The following is a 16,895-nucleotide window of genomic DNA, read 5'->3' on the forward strand; positions in this document are numbered from 1 at the left end:
AGCTGTTCCTATTCATCATCTTACTGGGATTTGCAGGTATCTTGTCCTTACTGACAACGCGGGACATCCAACCTGAGCCCTCCTCCGTGACTGCGAACCGAGTAACTTTCCGCAGACGTCACAAGCCGGATCTACAGGCTTGCGGTTCGCAATTTAGATATCGATATCACAAAAAATCGTCCATTTGGATGGAAGGCGAAGTCATGACTCTTAGCAGGAAGCTTTATGCCGCCTTCGGCGCGGCACTTGTATTCACACTGATCCTGGGCGTTACCGCCTGGGTCTCGATCACACGTATCGGCGACCAGGTCAAGGTCAGCGCCGCCAGTACACGCCGGCTTGAGATTGCGGGCGAGATGGGAACACTCAGCAGCGAGATGCTCTCTTCCGAGCGCGGCATCATCGTCCGGACACTTTTAAAGGACGCAGCCAAGGTTGACCAGTACCATGCCGATTTCCTTGAGGATGCGAGCCACCGCCAGGACCTGCTGAAAGCGGAGAAGGAACTGGCGACGAGTGACAAAGACAGACAGATCATCGACGAGATGACGGCGCAGTACGCGCAGAGAATCGAGGCCCACGACAAGCTCTATGCGCTGGCGCGTTCGGGCGACGGGGCTGCCGCCGCAGCCCTGCAAGGCGGCACGCTATTGCCCATGTCGAAGGCGTCCCAGGCGTCGGTTGATGCCTTACGGAAGGTCGCGACCGAGCAGGTAGAGGAGGCGGCTGCGGCAAGCGCTTCTACTGTGACGTTCAGCGTGTGGCTGGTCGGGATCATGGTGCTTCTGTCGCTTGGCATGGGCGCAGTGGTCATCTACATCGTGCGCGGCATCAATGACGCTCTCACGCGAACTGTGATCGAACTTTCGGAGGGAGCGGAGCAGATCGCATCGGCATCGTCGCAGGTGTCGTCCTCGAGCCAGTCGCTGGCGCAGGGATCGTCGCAGCAGGCAGCAAGCCTCGAAGAGACTTCTGCCTCCGCTGAGGAGATCAATTCGATGGCGCATAAGAACAATGAGAATGCAGGTGCCATGGCCACGCTGGTAGGCGAGTCCAAGGTCGAGTTCGTCAACACAAACCGTGAGCTTGCCGAGATGATGGCTGCCATGGACGGGATCAACGACTCAAGCGGCAAGATCGCAAAGATCATCAAGATCATCGATGAGATCGCCTTCCAGACAAACATCCTGGCTTTGAATGCCGCTGTTGAGGCGGCCCGCGCGGGCGAAGCGGGTATGGGTTTCGCGGTGGTTGCCGACGAGGTACGCAGCCTCGCACAACGCAGTGCGCAGGCCGCCAAGGACACGGCGAGCCTGATTGAGGACTCCGTTGTGAAGTCGCAGGCTGGGAAGACGAAGCTGGTTGGAGTGGTGACTTCCATACACCGTATCTCGGGAGAGTTCACCAGCCTGAGCACGCTCGTCGACGAGGTGAGTCACGGAAGCCAGGAGCAATCCGCCGGTATCGCACAGATTGGCAGGGCGCTCTCCCAGATGGAAAACGTGACCCAGACTACGGCAGCGAGCGCGGAAGAGAGCGCGGCTGCGGCGGAGGAGTTGAACGCGCAGTCGGAGTCCATGAAGGAGCTGACGGCACGCCTGAATGAGATGGTCGGGGCTACGTTGGACTCGAGCCTGGGCTCAAGTCGATCGGCTCGTCCGAGCCTCATTCGCTCGAATGTAAGCAGGGCGAAACCGGCAAAGCGTGTCGCTGCATCGTTCTCCGGCAAGCTTCACCAGGGCGGATCGAAGTCGCAGGCTTCGGCCGAAGCGAGCTTTCCGATGGAGGACAGCTTTAGCAGTTTCTAGCTTTTCGAACTGGCTTACCGATCTGGCGGAAGGAGTGTTTCCGGGAACTACCGAAGCACTCCTTCCGCACAGTCTCCGTTGAAGAGCAGGAATGGGGTTAGACGAAGCATCGCATTCTCCATTGAGAAGGAACCTTTGCAGCGCTGCCCTTGTTCCTTCACGAAGCGGCAACCATTCAGGTGGAAAATGAAGCGCGAGCGCGGTCTGAGCCGTTGCGGCCAAGACGTGTCTGCGGGATAAAATGGGCGGGAAAAGATCAGGCTCCGCTCAAGACTTTCAGGCTCGAGGTCCTTCTATGGTTCGCAGCGTGTTGTCGATCCTTGCTGGAACCGTCGTGTTGACGGTGGCGTCGTTTGCGATCGAGGCGGTGCTGAATCTCCTGCTGCTCCGGGCGTTTCCCCATGCCCTGCCGAATGCGGAGGCGCTGCGGACGAACCTGTGGGCACGGGCTGTGATGTTTGCATATGGCTTTGTCTGCGTGGCTGCCGGAGGGTATGTTGCGGCGCGGATTGCGCGGCGATCTCCGATGACGCATGCGGCGGTGCTGGGGGTGATTCAGGCGGGGCTTACGGTTGCGGCGATGTTTTCGCCGGAGGGGAACCATGCTTCGCGGGTGCAATGGACACTGACTGCGGTTCTGAGTGTTCCTGCGGCTTTGGCGGGCGGGGCGCTATGCAGAAACGGAATCAGGAACGGGGAGTGACGTATGGGCGAGGAAGAGATACGGGCGGCTCTGGAGGCGCATTGGCGGGCTTCGGCGAGTGGGGATCTAGAGGCGGAGCATGCGATCTATGCTGACGATGCGGTGTGCGATTATCCGCAGTCGGGCGAGCGGATCTTCGGGCGTAAAAATTTGCAGGCGTTGCGGGGACATCATCCGGGGAAGCCGTCGGGGTTCGAGGTGAGGCGGATCGTTGGGCGAGGCGACGTTTGGGTTACGGAGTACACCATCGTCTACCAGGGCAAGCCGGCTTATACGGTGAGCATCATGGAGTTTCGCGACGGTAAGGTGGTGCATGAGACGCAGTACTTTGCGGAGGGGTTTGAGGCTCCGGAGTGGCGGCGGGAGTGGGTGGGGAGGATGGGGTAATCACTGAGGCAGAGTGGGTCTGGATCGGTAGAGAGCGTTCCGCTTCGAAGACCCACCCATGACCAAGGGCGAGTCATGGGTGGGGCACCCGGCTGTATCTGTATGTATCCGCCCAGGGCAATGTCCGAATTTGACGGAGTTCTGTCATGGCGATTCCGTTTGCGCCGGCCTAGGGTGGATCTTGTGAGAGACCTCACAGGAGGTAGGGTATGACGGTTCCATCAGTAGCAGAGATTTCAGGGAAGTCGATCGCCGATGTCCAGATTCCCGAGACGAAGCTGGCGCGCGAGATCACAGAGTTTATTCGCGACACAGAGAATGAGCTTCTCTTCAACCACTCCAGCCGGGTGTATTACTTCGGAGCCATTGCGGGCAAGCAGCGCGGGCTGAAGTTCGATGCGGAGCTGCTTTACGCGGGGGCGATGTTCCACGATGTGGGCCTGATGCCAAGTCACAGCAGCAGCACGGACCGCTTCGAGGTGGATGGCGCAAACGCTGCGCGGGAGTTTCTGAAGACGAGAGGCATCGCGAAGGAGAACCTCGATACGGTGTGGACCGCGATCGCGCTTCACACGACTCCGGGAATTCCGCAATATATGCAGCCGGTGGTGGCCCTGGTGACCGCAGGGGTGGAGATGGATGTGCTGGGTCTGACCTACTCCCAATTCACCGACGAGGTTCGAGAGGCTGTTGTTGCGGCCTATCCGCGCTCGGAGCATTTCAAGGAGGACATCCTCCAGGCGTTCTACGACGGAATCCACAAGAAGCCCGAGACGACGTTTGGGAATGTTAAAGCCGATGTGCTCGCGGACAAGGACCCGCAGTTTTCGCGCGGTAACTTCTGCGATGTTATCCGGGGATCTCGCTGGAAGGCTTGATGGGGTGATCGGAGCTGGATCTTCCCGGAACGTTGAAGACGGCCACGCCTAGAATGGCAGCATGCGAAGGGTGGTTGTCAGCGGTCCGGCTCCGGTCCAGATTCTCGATGTGGCCGGGCCGATTGAAGTGTTCTCGAACGTCCCGGACTATCAGGTAGACCTGGTGAGCTTCGATGGCTCACACGGACTGTTGACGAGCCGGGGACTCAGTCTTGCGGGCGCTGTGCCACATAGTGACATCACTGGCAGGATCGATACGCTGGTCATAGCGGGCGGGCCGGGAGCGGAGAGTGGCGAGTACGACGACGCCTATCTGGATTGGATCGCCGACGCGGCGGCGCGATCGCGGCGGGTTGCGGCCATCTGCACGGGTGCGTTTCTGCTTGCGGCTGCTGGTCTGCTCGATGGCAAGAAGGCTGTGACGCACTGGAAGCATTGCGATCAGCTTGCGCGAGAGTTTCCTAAGGTCGACGTGCATCGCGATCCCATATTTCTGAGGGATGGGCAGATCTATACCTCAGCGGGGATCACTGCGGGAATCGACCTGAGTCTTGCGCTGGTCGAGGAAGACCACGGGCACCAGACGGCCTTGGCGGTGGCTCGGCAGTTGGTGATGTTCCTGGTCCGACCGGGCGGGCAGTCGCAGTATAGCCACATGCTTTCGCATCAGGCGGTCCGCTCTGATCCCTTGCGCGAGTTGCAGGTTTATATGCTGGAGAATCTGAAGGCGGACCTTTCTGTGGAGACGCTGGCGGAAAGGATGGGGATGAGTGCCCGCAACTTCTCGAGGGTATGCCTGCGCGAGACGAAGCTGAATCCGGGACAGTTGGTTGACCGGGCACGCGTCGAGGCTGCGCAGCAGATGATCGACAGTTCCGCCATGGGGCTGAAAGAGATTGCGGATGCGTGCGGATTCGGGTCGCCCGATTCCATGCGGCGCGTGTTTCAGCGGGTGATCGGGATTACGCCCGGGGAGTACACGAAGCGGTTCAAGCGGTAGTCGATGCCGCTCAGGTGCGCCTCGTACACTTTAGAGATGGGTTTGAAGTTCGAGGTTTTGAAGACGAGTGATGGTGGTGGGCGGCGTGGGGTGTTGTCGCTGCCGCATGGGGATGTGCAGACGCCGGTGTTTATGCCGGTGGGGACGGCGGCTACGGTGAAGGCCGTGCCGCAGGATGTGCTGGAGACGAATGGCGCTAGTGGTGTGGGGGCGCGGATTATTCTGGCGAATACGTATCACCTTTACCTCCGCCCCGGTCATGAACTTGTAAGACGGATGGGTGGGGTGCACAAGTTTATGGGCTGGGACCGCCCTATGCTGACTGATTCGGGCGGGTTCCAGGTGTTCAGTCTGAGCAAGCTGAGGAAGATCTCTGATGAGGGCGTGGAGTTTCGGTCGCATCTCGATGGGAGCAAGCACTTCTTCTCGCCGGAGCACTCGATGGACGTGCAGATTGCGCTGGGGGCGGATGTTGCGATGGTCTTCGATGAGTGTGTGGAGACGCCGGCTACGTGGGAGCGGACGAAGCAGTCGATGGGGCTGACTCATGCGTGGGCGGCGCGGTCGAAGGAGAGGTTCGAGGCGGAGAAGCATCGTGTGCCTTGGTTTGAGGAGCGTGGGGGGCAGACGCAGAATTTGTTTGGGATTGTGCAGGGTGGGATGTATGCGGACCTGCGTAAGGAGTCTGCCGAGCGGCTGGTGGAGATGGAGTTTCCCGGGTATGCGATTGGCGGGCTGGCGGTGGGCGAGCCGAGGGAGGTGACTCGGGAGATGATTGCGCGGACGCTTGAAGTCCTTCCCAAAGACAAGCCGGTGTATGTGATGGGTGTCGGGTATCCGGACGAGATTGAAGAGTACGGGAAGATGGGCGTGGACATGATGGACTGCGTGTTGCCTACTCGGGCGGCTCGGCATGGATTGTTGTTTATGCGGGAGCCGGGGTCTTCAACGGTCGTGCGGATGAATATCAAGAAGAAGGAGTATGCGGAAGATCAGCGGCCTATCGATGAGTCGTGTACGTGCAGAGTGTGTGCGCGGTATACACGGGCTTATTTGAGGCACCTTTATTCGAGTGGGGAGGCGTTGAGTGCGGTGTTGAATTCAATTCATAACTTGGCGTTTTATCTGGACACGATGGAGAGGGTTCGGGGGGAGTTGGCGGGGTGAGGTTCTGTGGCGGACCCACTCATCGCGTGAGACAACGGCGCGATGAATGGGGAACGGATTTGCAGGCGGGGCTGCGGGGTTGGGTGAGGGGGAACGAGGGCAGCGTCGGTAGAAAGGTTCGAGCGGTTGTGGCGGTGTTTGGGGGTGATGCAGGTCCTTCGACTGCGGCACTCGCGGTGATACTGCGAGTGCCTTCGCTCAGGATGACGGAGTTTTTGGGTAGGGATAAGAGAGCGTTCGTACTTCGCGCTTCGTGGTTCGCGCGAATGTTGCTAGGGCAGTTTGTAGGTGGCGTGGTCTAGGTTCAGGTGGGTGCAGAGGGCTTCGATGACCAGCTCGTGGTCCTGACGCTGGGGGAGGCCGGAGACGGTGACGGCGCCGATGACACCGGTTCCGGAGATGGTGATGGGGAAGGCGCCTCCGTGGGTGGCGTAGTCCTCGTCGGGGAGCGAGTATTTGGCGGCGAAGGTGGTTCCCTGCTCCTCTAAATAGAGGCCGGCGGCGTAGGAGCTGCGGTGGAAGCGGGCGACGATGCGGGATTTGCGGAGGACCCAGCGGGCGTTGTCCGGGGTGGTGCCGGGCAGGGAGGTGAAGAAGATCTGCTGGTCGGGGTCGCCGAACTTGCGGATGTCGATGACTACAGGGTGCTTACGGGTTTCGGCGAGGGCGCGGAGGGAGTTGCCGAGGGCCCAGGCGGTTTCATTGTCGAAGCTGGGGAAGACGAGTTCTTTTTCCTGGAGGGCAATCTGGGCGCGGTCGGATGCTATGGACATGGTGTGGGAGAGTTTAGCGCATGAGGGTGACGGGAGGGTGTGGTGGCAGACCCACCCATGGCCAAAGGCGAGCCATGGGTGGGGCACCCAGGTTCGTGGCGCGCCTCGCACGAAGGCCCACCTTATCGACGATGAAGCCGTCGCGAAGATGGGGCACCCGACTTTGTGGCGCAGCTTAGGCTTGGCACTGATGGCCTTCAGGTGCGATCATTATGTGTTCCGCTAGCCGCTGACCGCCTCTTCGAGCTTTCTTCGGGAAGCGCGCCGGGCGGCGGCTTTTTAGCGTTCCCTGTTTTGGGCAGGACTGGAGTTCTCTTTGATGTTGGCGATGTGGCTTGATGGATTGGGCGGTTTTGGTTTGGGAAATCTGGGCGGGTTGGCTTTGCCAATCCTGTTCTTCGGCGTGATGTACTTTTTGATGATCGTGCCGAACCAGAAGAAGCAGAAGAAGTGGCAGGAGATGCTGGGCCAGTTGAAGAGCGGCGATACGGTGACCACCAACGGTGGGATCCGGGGTAAGGTTCTGACGGTTAAAGATGACGTCGTCATCGTTCGCGTGCAGCCGGATGGTGTGAAGCTCGAGTTTGTGAAGAGCGCGATTGCGGCGGTTACTACGGATGAGGCTGCTTAGGATTTTGTTGTGAGTAAGGCGGGTTTGTGGCGGACCCACCCATGGCCAAAGGCGAGCCATGGGTGGGGCACCCGGTAGTTGTGGCGAGACCCACTCATCGCGTGAGACAAAGGCGCGATGAATGGGGCACAGAGTTTGAGAAGCAGATCCTCCGCCTTCGGCGAAGGATGACAAGGTTTAGAAGAATCGCAGGGCAGTACTTCTTTAGAGAGTGTGGCATTCGAGATCATGGGTAAGAGTCTTCGCAATCGGATTATCTTCATCGTTGCAGTGCTGCTGGTGTCGGTTTACGGGATCATTGGGATTCCGAAGGGCGGGCTGAAGGCGGCACTGGCGCGCAACATTCACCTTGGGCTGGACCTGCAGGGCGGAACACACCTGGTGCTGCAGGTACAGGTGGCCGAGGCCCTGTCGCACGATACGGACAAGGCTGTGGCGCAGCTGCAGGATGACCTGACCAAGGCTGGAGTGACCGGTGCGATGGTGACTAAGCTTGATCCGGCGCATCCGGAGACGATCCATGTGTCGGGGATTGCGCCAGCCAAGCAGGGCGATGCTCGTGGCGTCTTTAATAACGGAAACTATGCGACCTATGACGTGACGAACAACGCGGACGGTTCGCAGAGCCTAACGATGAAGGTCGGCGCGATTCGCGATCTTGAGACGCGGGCGCTGGACCAGTCGATTGAGACGATCCGGGACCGTATCGACAAGCTGGGTGTGAGCGAGCCGGTGATCGAGAAGTACGGCCTGGGCGACAATGAGATTCTGGTCGAGCTGCCTGGCGTTGAAGATCCAGGGCACGTACAGGACATTATTCAGTCGACGGCGCGGCTCGAGATTCACGAGGTGACGGGCGGCCCGTATCCGACCGATCAGGAGGCCATGACCGCAAATCCTACTGGGTTGCCTCCGGACTCGATGCTGGTGCATGGCATTGGCGCGCCGGGAACGGGAGACCAGGTGTGGATGCTGAAGCGGGTGAGCGTGGTGGCAGGTACGGACTTCCGTGACGCGCAGCCCTCGCAGGATGAGAATGCGCGGCCCGACATTACCTTCAACCTGACAACCGCAGCGGGCGACCGATTCTACAAGTTTACGGACGAGCACAAGGGCACTGGCCAGATGGCGATCATTCTGGACAACAAGGTGAAAGAGGTAGCGACGATCCAGTCTGCGATTCGGGATACCGGTCGGATCACCGGAGGCTTTACCTCGGACCAGGCGAAAGACCTTTCCATGTTGCTGCGGACGGGATCGCTACCGGCGTCGATCACCTATCTTGAGACACGGACGGTTGGGGCAAGTCTGGGCGCGGCGTCGATCCGGCAGGGCGTGATGGCCGCGATTATCGGGATGCTGGTAGTGATGGCGTTCATGCTGGTGTACTACCGTGGCGCCGGCATCAACGCAGACCTGGCTCTGGTTCTGAACCTGGTCATCCTCCTAGGATTCCTCGGCTACAGCCATGCGACCCTGACTCTGCCGGGAATTGCTGGCGTGATCCTGACCATTGGTATGGGCGTCGACTCGAACGTGTTGATCTTCGAGCGCATTCGCGAAGAACTGCGCAACGGCAAGACGGCGGCGATGGCGGTGCAGGAAGGGTTCAAGCATGCGTGGGTGACGATTGTGGATACCCACGTGACGACGATCGTTTCGGCGGCGATTCTGTTCCTGTTCGGAACCGGGCCGGTGAAGGGGTTTGCCGTGACGCTGACCATTGGTTTGCTGGCGAATATCTTTACTGCGGTGCTGGTGTCGCGGGTGATCTTTGATTCGGAGTTGAAGAACAAGGATCGGAACGCGGTGCTTTCGATTTAGGTTTGTGGCGGACCCACCCATCGCGATAAGGCTGCGATGAATGGGGCACACGGCTTTAGCTGGATTTTGTTGGGAGAAAGCTCCGGGCGATTTTGGCGGGGTTGGAAGCGTCGGGGTCCTTCGACTCCGTCCGTCGCAAAGAGCGCGACGGACTCCGCTCAGGATGACGGTTCTTCTGTAGATAGTGAGAAAGATTGCGGGGCTGAGGCTCCGACGAGGTTTAGGACTGTGGAACTGTTTCGCGACGCAAATATCGACTGGCTGGGCAAGAAGTGGTACTTCCTGGGATTCTCGCTGATCTTCTCCGTGGCGGGCGTGCTGAGCATGCTGTTCTGGCATGGGATTCCGAAGGGCGTGGACTTCAAGGGCGGGACGCTTGTGTATGTGAAGTTCGACACGACGCCGAATGAGGACCACATCCGGGCGGCGATGGACGCTGCTGGAATTCGTGGAACGAAGATTACACAGATCAGCGACATTCAGGGTAAGTCCGGCAACGAAGAAGTGATCGGTCTGCCGGAGTCGGCGAGCCTGGACGCGAACCACGATGCCGGGCGCGAGCAGGTGCTGGCGGCGCTGAGCTCGAACTATCACGACTCCGGGTTTTCTGTGCAGCAGGTGGAGATTGTCGGGCCGACGGCGGGCAAGCAGTTGCAGAGTCAGGCGTGGTTTGCGACGGGCTACTCGCTGCTGGGAATGCTGGTGTACCTGTGGTTCCGGTTTGAGCTGATCTATGGTGTGGCGGCGGTGGCAGCGGTGTTCCATGACACGCTGATCACGGTTGGCGCGTTCAGTCTGATCAACCAGGAGATTACGCTGACGGTGATTGCGGCGATCCTGACGCTGATCGGTTACTCGATGAACGACACGATCGTGGTGTTCGATCGGATTCGCGAGAACCTGGCGACGACGCGGCGGGAGAATCTTGCCGATGTGGTGAACCGGAGCATCAACCAGACGCTTTCGCGAACTGTTATTGCTTCGGGGCTGACGTTCCTGACGGTGCTGTCGCTGTATCTGTTTGGCGGCGAGGTGCTGCATGGGTTCTCGTTCGCGCTGGTGGTGGGAATTTTGATTGGAACGTACTCATCGATTGCGGTGGCTGCTCCGATGCTGGTGGCTTACCAGGATTGGCGACTGAAGCAGGGTAAGCAGGCGGTTTTGCCGGCTAAGCGGGTTAAGGCTTAAGGGACGGAAGAGCCCCGGGGGCTAAAGCCCCTTTTGGTGGCAGAGTCGGGAACTGCGGGGTGAAGCTACTACTCCCTGCTGCTTCCTTGCGGGTTCCGGCGAATGGTCGTCCACTGAGAAGCAGAACCTTCAACTCCGTCGAAGGAGGAAAAGGTAGATGTAGCGGCACAAAGATAAGGGCATGGCTTCGGCTGTGCCCTTTTTTGTCGGGCGACGATTTCTGCAGAGCTGACCCTTCGGTGGGATTGTAAAGTTTTCCACAATTTCATCGACTTTCCCACTGCGGGAACAATTTTTGCACCCTCGGTGTCCAAGTAAGAGATAGCTGAAAAAGCTCTCAACACCGGAAGAGGTCGCCCATGTTTGAAGATTCATTGATGGAGTCCGGCGGAAAGATCAAGTCAAAGTCCAAGTATTGGATGATTGCGACGTTTGGATTCAATGCCGCTATCGTTGGCGTCATTATCCTGATCCCGCTGCTATACCCTGACGCCCTGCCGAAGGGCACGATGACGGCGATGTTGTCCGCGCCTCCTCCGCCACCACCGCCTCCTCCGCCCCCGCCGCCGGCTGCTGTGATCAAGCCGATGGTGGTCAAGGTGCAGGTGGATACCGGCTTCCATGCCCCCACCAAGATTCCGAAGGACATCAACAAAGTCGTTGAGGCTGCGCCTCCGCCGACCAGCAGCGTTGCCGGTATGGGCAGCGGTATGGGATCGCCCGCCGGAGCTTTCGGCGGCGTGATGGGCGGCATTGGAACGGCTCCTGCTCCGGTCGTCAAGGTTGCCCCCCCCAAGGGACCGACCCGCGTATCGGGTGGTGTGATCGCCGGTAACAAGCTCTCCGGCTCGACTCCCGTCTATCCTCCGATCGCCAAGGCTGCCCACGTATCGGGTGCCGTCGTCCTTCACGCTGTGATCTCGAAGGGTGGCACGATCGACAACCTGCAGGTAATCAGCGGACCTGAGATGCTGCGCGCCAGCGCTCTCGACGCGGTTCGCACCTGGCGGTACAAGCCGTATCTGTTGAACGGCGAGCCGACCGAGGTGGACACGCAGATTACGGTGAACTTCAACTTTGGTGGCGGCTAGAACCTAACCGCCCTCGCAGGCGGAGCAGATTTTGTTGGGCTTCCTGTCGCCTTTGAAGCGGGGAGTACGCATTGAACTTGATTTAGCAACACCCTGGCAGGTCAGGGTCCAAATCCGGAGGAAAGATTCCAGTGATTCTCGCTCATCTCGCAAACTTCGCACACGCTCCCCACGTCCTCGCCGCCTTCTTCCAGGAAGCCGAAGCTCCGAGCTTCAGCCTCGTAGGCATGATCTCGCACATGAAGTGGGACGCTCTTTCGATCGTCGTCATCCTCTTCATTATGTCGATCTACTCGCTGGCTGTGATCATCGATCGCTACCTCTACTACTCGGCAGCACGCAAGCAGTCGCGTGAGTTTGCTCCGAAGGTTGCCGGCGCGCTGAAGGATGGCCGTCTGGACGAGGCGATCAAGGTTGCCGATCGCAGCAAGAAGTCGCACCTCGCAGAAGTTGTCACCGCTGGCCTGCAGGAGTTCCGCAGCTTCGGTTCGGGTGGAAGCATCACCGAGGCCCAGATTGAGAGCTCGAAGCGCGCCCTTGAGCGCTCGGAAGCGATCGTTCACGCAAAGCTGAAGCGTGGTCTTGGTGGTCTTGCAACGGTTGGATCGACGGCTCCGTTCGTCGGCCTGCTCGGCACGGTGCTTGGTATTCTCCAGGCGTTCCAGTCGATCGCATCGTCGAAGACCTCGGGTATCGGCGCGGTTGCCGGCGGTATCTCGGAAGCTCTGGTTACGACCGCTTTCGGTCTGCTGGTTGCGATCCCGGCCGTTATGACGTTCAACTACTTCACCAACAAGGTTGAAGCGTTCGACGTCGAGATGGACAACAGCTCGTCCGAGCTGGTGGACTACTTCATCAAGCAGAGCGGCCACTAATCCTGAAGTATCTTGCAGGGGCGTCTCTCCGGGCGCGAGGTTTGGGCCCGGAGAGCAGAGTCGGCGGAAGTCAGGATTGAAGTACAAGATCGCTTGATTGCACGGAGTACATAATGGGAATCTCGAAGCGCGATGAGGGCAAAAAGGTAAGTTCGGCGATCAACGTTACGCCTATGGTGGACGTGATGCTGGTACTGCTGATCATCTTCATGGTGATCACGCCCATGTTGAATAACAAGGTGAACGTGGACCTTCCGATTGCCGCTGCCGCGGTGGTGATGGAAGACGCGAACAAGGAAGACTCGACCGTAGTTGCGGTCACGCGCGATGGAAAGACCTTCCTCGGCGGCGACCAGGTACAGGTTGACGATCTCGGCGCGAAGATTACGGCTCGCATGGACGCGAACAAGCAGGGCAGCAAGACCGTCTTCCTGCGCGCGGACTCGCGGTCGAACTACGGCAAGGTGATGGATACGGTGGACGCGATCCGTTCAGCGGGCGTGAGCCAGCTGGCCATGTTGACCGAGAAGAAAGATCAGTAAAGACGCGTTGTCCGTTCTGCGTTGTTCGTTCTTCGTTGAAAAGATGTGAGCCGGGAACCCGGTGGAATAAGGAGAATTTGCTATGGGAATGGGCGGTGGTGGTGGTGGTGGTTCAGTATCGGAGATCAACGTAACGCCGCTGATCGACGTTCTGCTTGTGCTGTTGATTATTTTCATGGTGATTGTGCCTGTGACCCCCAAGGGTCTGGACACGTTGATCCCGCAGCCACCCAAGAATAAGAGCGCGAACGACCTGCCCGATCCGAATACGATCGTGGTGCAGATCCAGGCGGCCGGCGCGAATACGGCTTACAAGATCAATGAGACTTCGTTCGCGAAGGCTGATCTCGAGCCGCAGCTGCTGTCGATCTTCTCGACACGCCAGAACAAGGTGATGTTCGTGAAGGGCGATCCCGCGCTGGACTTCAGCAAGATCGCAGAAGTGATTGACTTCGGACACCAGGCCGGCGTGGACAACATCGGTCTGATCACGCCTCGGGTCGAAGCAGGCCAATAGGTTAGATATATCCAGCAAGGAGGGCGACACGACCAAAGGTCTGTCGCCCTGCTTATTGGTATCAAGAACAGAATTTTGACTGAGGTTTGCTTTCCGCATGCGGAGCTCTCCGCGGAATTCAGACTTCTACCGAGCCTGGTAAAGGCTTCCCCGGAGTGCCCCGAAAGACCGAAGGGCATGGCTGAGGCTGATTGACTACAGCCCTGACGTCGCAATCGAAATCTGCGTCAAACTACATAACAGGGGAAGCAATTGCTTGCGCCGTTCGCATTTCCGGATGTAATGTATGCGAGTCGCAGTTGGCCTCGGTTCATAGGCGGGTAAGAGAAGTAAAGGTAAGGCAGCAAGTTGAGCAGCCGCTTGCGGCTCTTGACGAAAGGTTATCTTCGCAGGCTGGTCATTTGATACTATGTGCCAGTACACTCAGTCCACGCAGCAAATCCAAAACAATAGAAAAGCGTGCCATGCCAATGATTGCGCCCCCTAAGGAGAACACCCGCCCGATGAAATTGAATGCACGAGTTCCGGTCACGGCCGCCTTTATGGCGATGCTGCTATGTGGTGCCACCGGTTGCAAACAACTCCAGGCGCGCGACCAGCTGAACAAGGGTGTCCAGGCCTTCAAGAACGCGAAGTACGAAGAGGCCGTCAATCATTTTCAGAACGCGATCAATGATGACCCGAACTACAACGACGCGAAGCTCTATCTGGCGACCGCTTACGCGAACCAGGTAGTACCGAACCTGGACTCCCCTGAAAACCTGGAGATGGCGCACAAGGCGCTTGACGGATTCCAGGCCGTTCTGGCGACGAAGCCAAACGATCTGACCGCATTGAAGCAGATTGCATCGATCAGCCGAAACATCAAGAAGATGGACGACGCGAAGCTGTATGAGCGTAAGGTCATCGCGATCGATCCGAACGATGCTGAGGCTTACTATACGATTGGTTTCGTTGACTGGGTGCTGGCGTACAAGAATGCTGTATCGATTCTTGCGGCCGATGGCCTGACGGACGATGGCAACGGCAATGTGAAGAAGAGCAAGGGCGCCTGCCAGAAGCTGGTGGATGCCAATACGCCCTCTGTAACGGAAGGTATCGAGGTGCTGCAGAAAGCAGTGTCGATCAACCCGAACTACGAAGACGCGATGACGTACCTGAACCTGATGAGCCGTCGCAAGGCTGACCTCGAGTGTGGTAACGACGCTGCTCGCAAGGACGACCTGGCGAAGGCCGATGAGTGGACTCAGAAGAGCATGGGCGCCCGCAAGGCGAACGAATTGAAGAAGGAACAGAAGGCTGGCGGCGGCGTCTCGATGCAGTAGTCGCTTTGCTGATGGATGATGTGAACGGCCTCCCTTGCGGGAGGCCGTTTTGCTTTTGGGGACGAGTGGTTGGCTGAATGGATGGGCACCCTGCAAACTTGCGGCCATCGGTATGGGGCTGAAGGGGTCGAGCGGTGGTGGGGGCGATGCGGGTCCTTCGGCCGAGCGTCTCGCGATGGTGCTCCGGAAAGCTTCGCTCAGGATGACGGGTTTGTGGGTGATGGAAGGGAGACGGTTTGTGCTGCGCCCAAATGTCCCACCCATGGCCAAAGGCGAGCCATGGATGGGGCACCCGGCGGTTGTGGCGGTCCGGCTACCTGCAGGTTTATAGCGGTTGGAATGCGGTGATTCTTCGCCTTCGGCTCAGAATGACGGGATGGCGAGGATGAGGTTAGAATTCGTTTGCCATGGGATGGTGGGTGGGAGCTAGAATCCTCGCATCATCGGAAGAAAAATTCAGGCTAGAGGTGTGTATGTCGGAGCTGAGCACAGCCGTGGATGAAACGAGCGTATCGAACCCGTTTGCCCGCATCGTGACGGTTATCATCTCGCCGTCCAAAGCGTTTGCTGATGTGAAGAAGAGCCCCGGGTGGTGGGCCCCGTTCGTGCTGGCGTCGGTGGTGGGGCTGATCTATGCGTACGTCCTGCTGCATGGGGTCGGGTTGGCCACACTGGTCGACCAGGCGATCCATCAGTCGTCGCGGCTGGAGTCGCAGATGGCGTCGGCAACACCGGAAGCCGCGGCAAAGATCCGGCACCAAATTGAGTTCAACTTCAAGTTCGCTTATGTCGCGCCGGTGATCAGCCTACTGGCGGGGTTAATGTGTGCGGGGATCTTCCTGGCGACGGCGAACTTCGGAGCGGGCGGTCGATCGACGTACGCGCAGATGCTCGGAGTGTGGTTCTACGCGTCGCTCCCGATAACGGTGTACACGCTGCTCATCATCGCGGGGGTTTATACGGGGGCCGCGAGCGATCCGTTCAACATCAATAACGCGATTGGAACGAATCCGGGGTTCTATCTCACGGATAGCGAGCTGCCAAAGACGTTGATCGCGCTGCTTTCGTCGATCGATATCTTTTCGATCTGGACGGTGGCGCTGCTTGCGATCGGGATTTCGACGGTGGCGGGGATCAAGCGTGGTGCGGCGTGGGCGATCGTGCTGGGGTGGTGGCTGGTGTATGTGCTGCTGTTCAAGGTGACGGCGGCTGCGTTTGGGTGAGGTTTCCTTGCTGAATGATTCGGGCGGTTGTGGCCTGGGTGAGGAAAAGCAGGTCCTTCGACTACGTCCCTCGCGGTGAAGTGCTGCGAGGGACTTCGTGCAGGATGACAGGTTTGTGGGTGGGATGGAATGCGGATCGTGCTGCGCACGAATCTCCCACATCTCAGAATCGAGATGTGGGACACAACTGGTTAGTGGTTGTCGAGGTAGGCGTGCTGGAGGTCTAGGATGCAGGCTTCGCCGGCCTTCTTTTTGGAGTCGCTGCTGGTGGTTGAGTAGAAGGCCGTGGGTGCGCCCTTGAGCGAGGCGTGCATGTGGATGGCGGACGAGAAGCTCATCGAGAAGGTGGATTCGGGCTTGCCGTCTTCGCCGGTCTTCTGGGTGGTGGACTTCTCGTGCTCACTCTTCTTGTCGAAGACGAGGGTGATGTCGGCGGCGTCGGCATCGTCGATGAGGGTGAGGTGTCCCCAGCGTTTGATGGCGTCAGTTGCGCCTTCGGTGACGCCTTCCTGATGCGTGTTGTTGACGATGGCTACGGTCTTTGCGGCGAGGGCGGGCTTTGGGAAGGGCTTGACGGTGCTCTGTGCGGATACGGCGAGGGTTGTAGCTAAGAGAATTGCAGGGAGGGATAGTTTCATGGCCGACTCCGGCGAGAAGATGGAGAGAGGGTAGCAAGGGTGGGGTGGGGTGTAAAGGGTGGCTCGTGTGAGTCCCACATCTCAAAGCGATATGGGGCACCCGGTTCCGGTTGAAAGGTTCGGGCGGTTGTGGCTGCGCGAGCGGAGAAGCAGGTCCTTCGACTGCGCATCTTGCGACGAAGCTGCAAGATGCTTCGCTCAGGATGACGGATTTGTGGATGGGGGAGGAGAGCGGTTCGTGCTTTGCACGAACTGCCCATCTCGACGACGATGAAGCTGTCCGTCGCTTCGGTCGAGATGACGGCTTCCTGGGAGGAGTATTCGT

At 58.9% G+C, this 16,895-nt stretch carries 17 protein-coding genes; 15 read left to right on the forward strand and 2 right to left on the reverse strand.

Features of this window, described 5'->3' with window-relative positions; genetic code table 11:
* The first annotated feature begins 203 nt into the window (after positions 1–203).
* The 6 genes from HDF16_RS14180 (at position 204) to tgt (ending at position 5,943) form a co-directional block, all read left to right on the forward strand.
* A complete protein-coding gene (locus HDF16_RS14180; protein WP_184217719.1) occupies positions 204–1,808 on the forward strand; it encodes a methyl-accepting chemotaxis protein in 1,605 nt (534 codons plus the stop codon).
* A gap of 295 nt (positions 1,809–2,103) precedes the next feature.
* The gene (locus HDF16_RS14185) at positions 2,104–2,511 is read left to right on the forward strand and encodes a hypothetical protein (protein ID WP_184217721.1); all 408 of its coding nucleotides are present in this window, start codon (positions 2,104–2,106) and stop codon (positions 2,509–2,511) included.
* Positions 2,512–2,514: 3 nt separating this feature from the next.
* Positions 2,515–2,898 carry a nuclear transport factor 2 family protein gene (locus HDF16_RS14190; RefSeq protein ID WP_184217723.1) on the forward strand — a complete coding sequence of 128 codons (384 nt, stop codon included), beginning with the start codon at positions 2,515–2,517 and terminating at the stop codon, positions 2,896–2,898.
* A gap of 209 nt (positions 2,899–3,107) precedes the next feature.
* Positions 3,108–3,776 (forward strand): HD domain-containing protein, encoded by a 669-nt coding sequence (locus HDF16_RS14195; RefSeq protein WP_184217725.1) that lies wholly within the window; start codon positions 3,108–3,110, stop codon positions 3,774–3,776.
* A 61-nt stretch (positions 3,777–3,837) separates the two neighbouring features.
* A complete protein-coding gene (locus HDF16_RS14200) occupies positions 3,838–4,776 on the forward strand; it encodes a GlxA family transcriptional regulator (RefSeq protein WP_184217727.1) in 939 nt (312 codons plus the stop codon).
* 36 nt (positions 4,777–4,812) lie between these two features.
* Positions 4,813–5,943, forward strand: coding sequence for a tRNA guanosine(34) transglycosylase Tgt (tgt, locus tag HDF16_RS14205; RefSeq protein ID WP_184217729.1), 1,131 nt, complete (start codon positions 4,813–4,815; stop codon positions 5,941–5,943).
* 272 nt (positions 5,944–6,215) lie between these two features.
* On the opposite strand, the gene HDF16_RS14210 is transcribed toward tgt, so the two are convergent.
* A complete protein-coding gene (locus HDF16_RS14210; RefSeq protein WP_184217731.1) occupies positions 6,216–6,716 on the reverse strand; it encodes a heme-degrading domain-containing protein in 501 nt (166 codons plus the stop codon).
* 319 nt (positions 6,717–7,035) lie between these two features.
* On the opposite strand from HDF16_RS14210, the gene yajC reads away from it, so the two are divergent.
* The 9 genes from yajC to HDF16_RS14255 all read left to right on the forward strand — a co-directional run bounded on the left by yajC (position 7,036) and on the right by HDF16_RS14255 (position 15,932).
* On the forward strand, positions 7,036–7,347 hold the full coding sequence (yajC, locus tag HDF16_RS14215) for a preprotein translocase subunit YajC (RefSeq protein ID WP_184217733.1): 312 nt from the start codon (positions 7,036–7,038) through the stop codon (positions 7,345–7,347).
* A 228-nt stretch (positions 7,348–7,575) separates the two neighbouring features.
* On the forward strand, positions 7,576–9,171 hold the full coding sequence (gene secD, locus HDF16_RS14220) for a protein translocase subunit SecD (RefSeq protein ID WP_184219131.1): 1,596 nt from the start codon (positions 7,576–7,578) through the stop codon (positions 9,169–9,171).
* A gap of 228 nt (positions 9,172–9,399) precedes the next feature.
* Positions 9,400–10,359 carry a protein translocase subunit SecF gene (secF, locus tag HDF16_RS14225; protein WP_184217735.1) on the forward strand — a complete coding sequence of 320 codons (960 nt, stop codon included), beginning with the start codon at positions 9,400–9,402 and terminating at the stop codon, positions 10,357–10,359.
* 359 nt (positions 10,360–10,718) lie between these two features.
* The gene (locus tag HDF16_RS14230; protein ID WP_184217737.1) at positions 10,719–11,450 is read left to right on the forward strand and encodes an energy transducer TonB; all 732 of its coding nucleotides are present in this window, start codon (positions 10,719–10,721) and stop codon (positions 11,448–11,450) included.
* Positions 11,451–11,581: 131 nt separating this feature from the next.
* Entirely contained in the window at positions 11,582–12,325 is a 744-nt protein-coding gene (locus HDF16_RS14235; protein ID WP_184217739.1) for a MotA/TolQ/ExbB proton channel family protein, read from the forward strand.
* Positions 12,326–12,438: 113 nt separating this feature from the next.
* A complete protein-coding gene (locus tag HDF16_RS14240) occupies positions 12,439–12,867 on the forward strand; it encodes an ExbD/TolR family protein (protein WP_184217741.1) in 429 nt (142 codons plus the stop codon).
* A gap of 82 nt (positions 12,868–12,949) precedes the next feature.
* Positions 12,950–13,384 carry an ExbD/TolR family protein gene (locus HDF16_RS14245; RefSeq protein ID WP_184217743.1) on the forward strand — a complete coding sequence of 145 codons (435 nt, stop codon included), beginning with the start codon at positions 12,950–12,952 and terminating at the stop codon, positions 13,382–13,384.
* 503 nt (positions 13,385–13,887) lie between these two features.
* On the forward strand, positions 13,888–14,709 hold the full coding sequence (locus tag HDF16_RS14250; protein WP_184217745.1) for a hypothetical protein: 822 nt from the start codon (positions 13,888–13,890) through the stop codon (positions 14,707–14,709).
* 473 nt (positions 14,710–15,182) lie between these two features.
* Positions 15,183–15,932, forward strand: coding sequence for a YIP1 family protein (locus HDF16_RS14255; protein ID WP_184217747.1), 750 nt, complete (start codon positions 15,183–15,185; stop codon positions 15,930–15,932).
* A 191-nt stretch (positions 15,933–16,123) separates the two neighbouring features.
* On the opposite strand, the gene HDF16_RS14260 is transcribed toward HDF16_RS14255, so the two are convergent.
* A complete protein-coding gene (locus HDF16_RS14260; RefSeq protein WP_184217749.1) occupies positions 16,124–16,570 on the reverse strand; it encodes a hypothetical protein in 447 nt (148 codons plus the stop codon).
* Positions 16,571–16,895: the final 325 nt, after the last annotated feature.

Origin of the sequence: Granulicella aggregans, assembly GCF_014203275.1 — a bacterium.
Lineage (GTDB): Bacteria > Acidobacteriota > Terriglobia > Terriglobales > Acidobacteriaceae > Edaphobacter.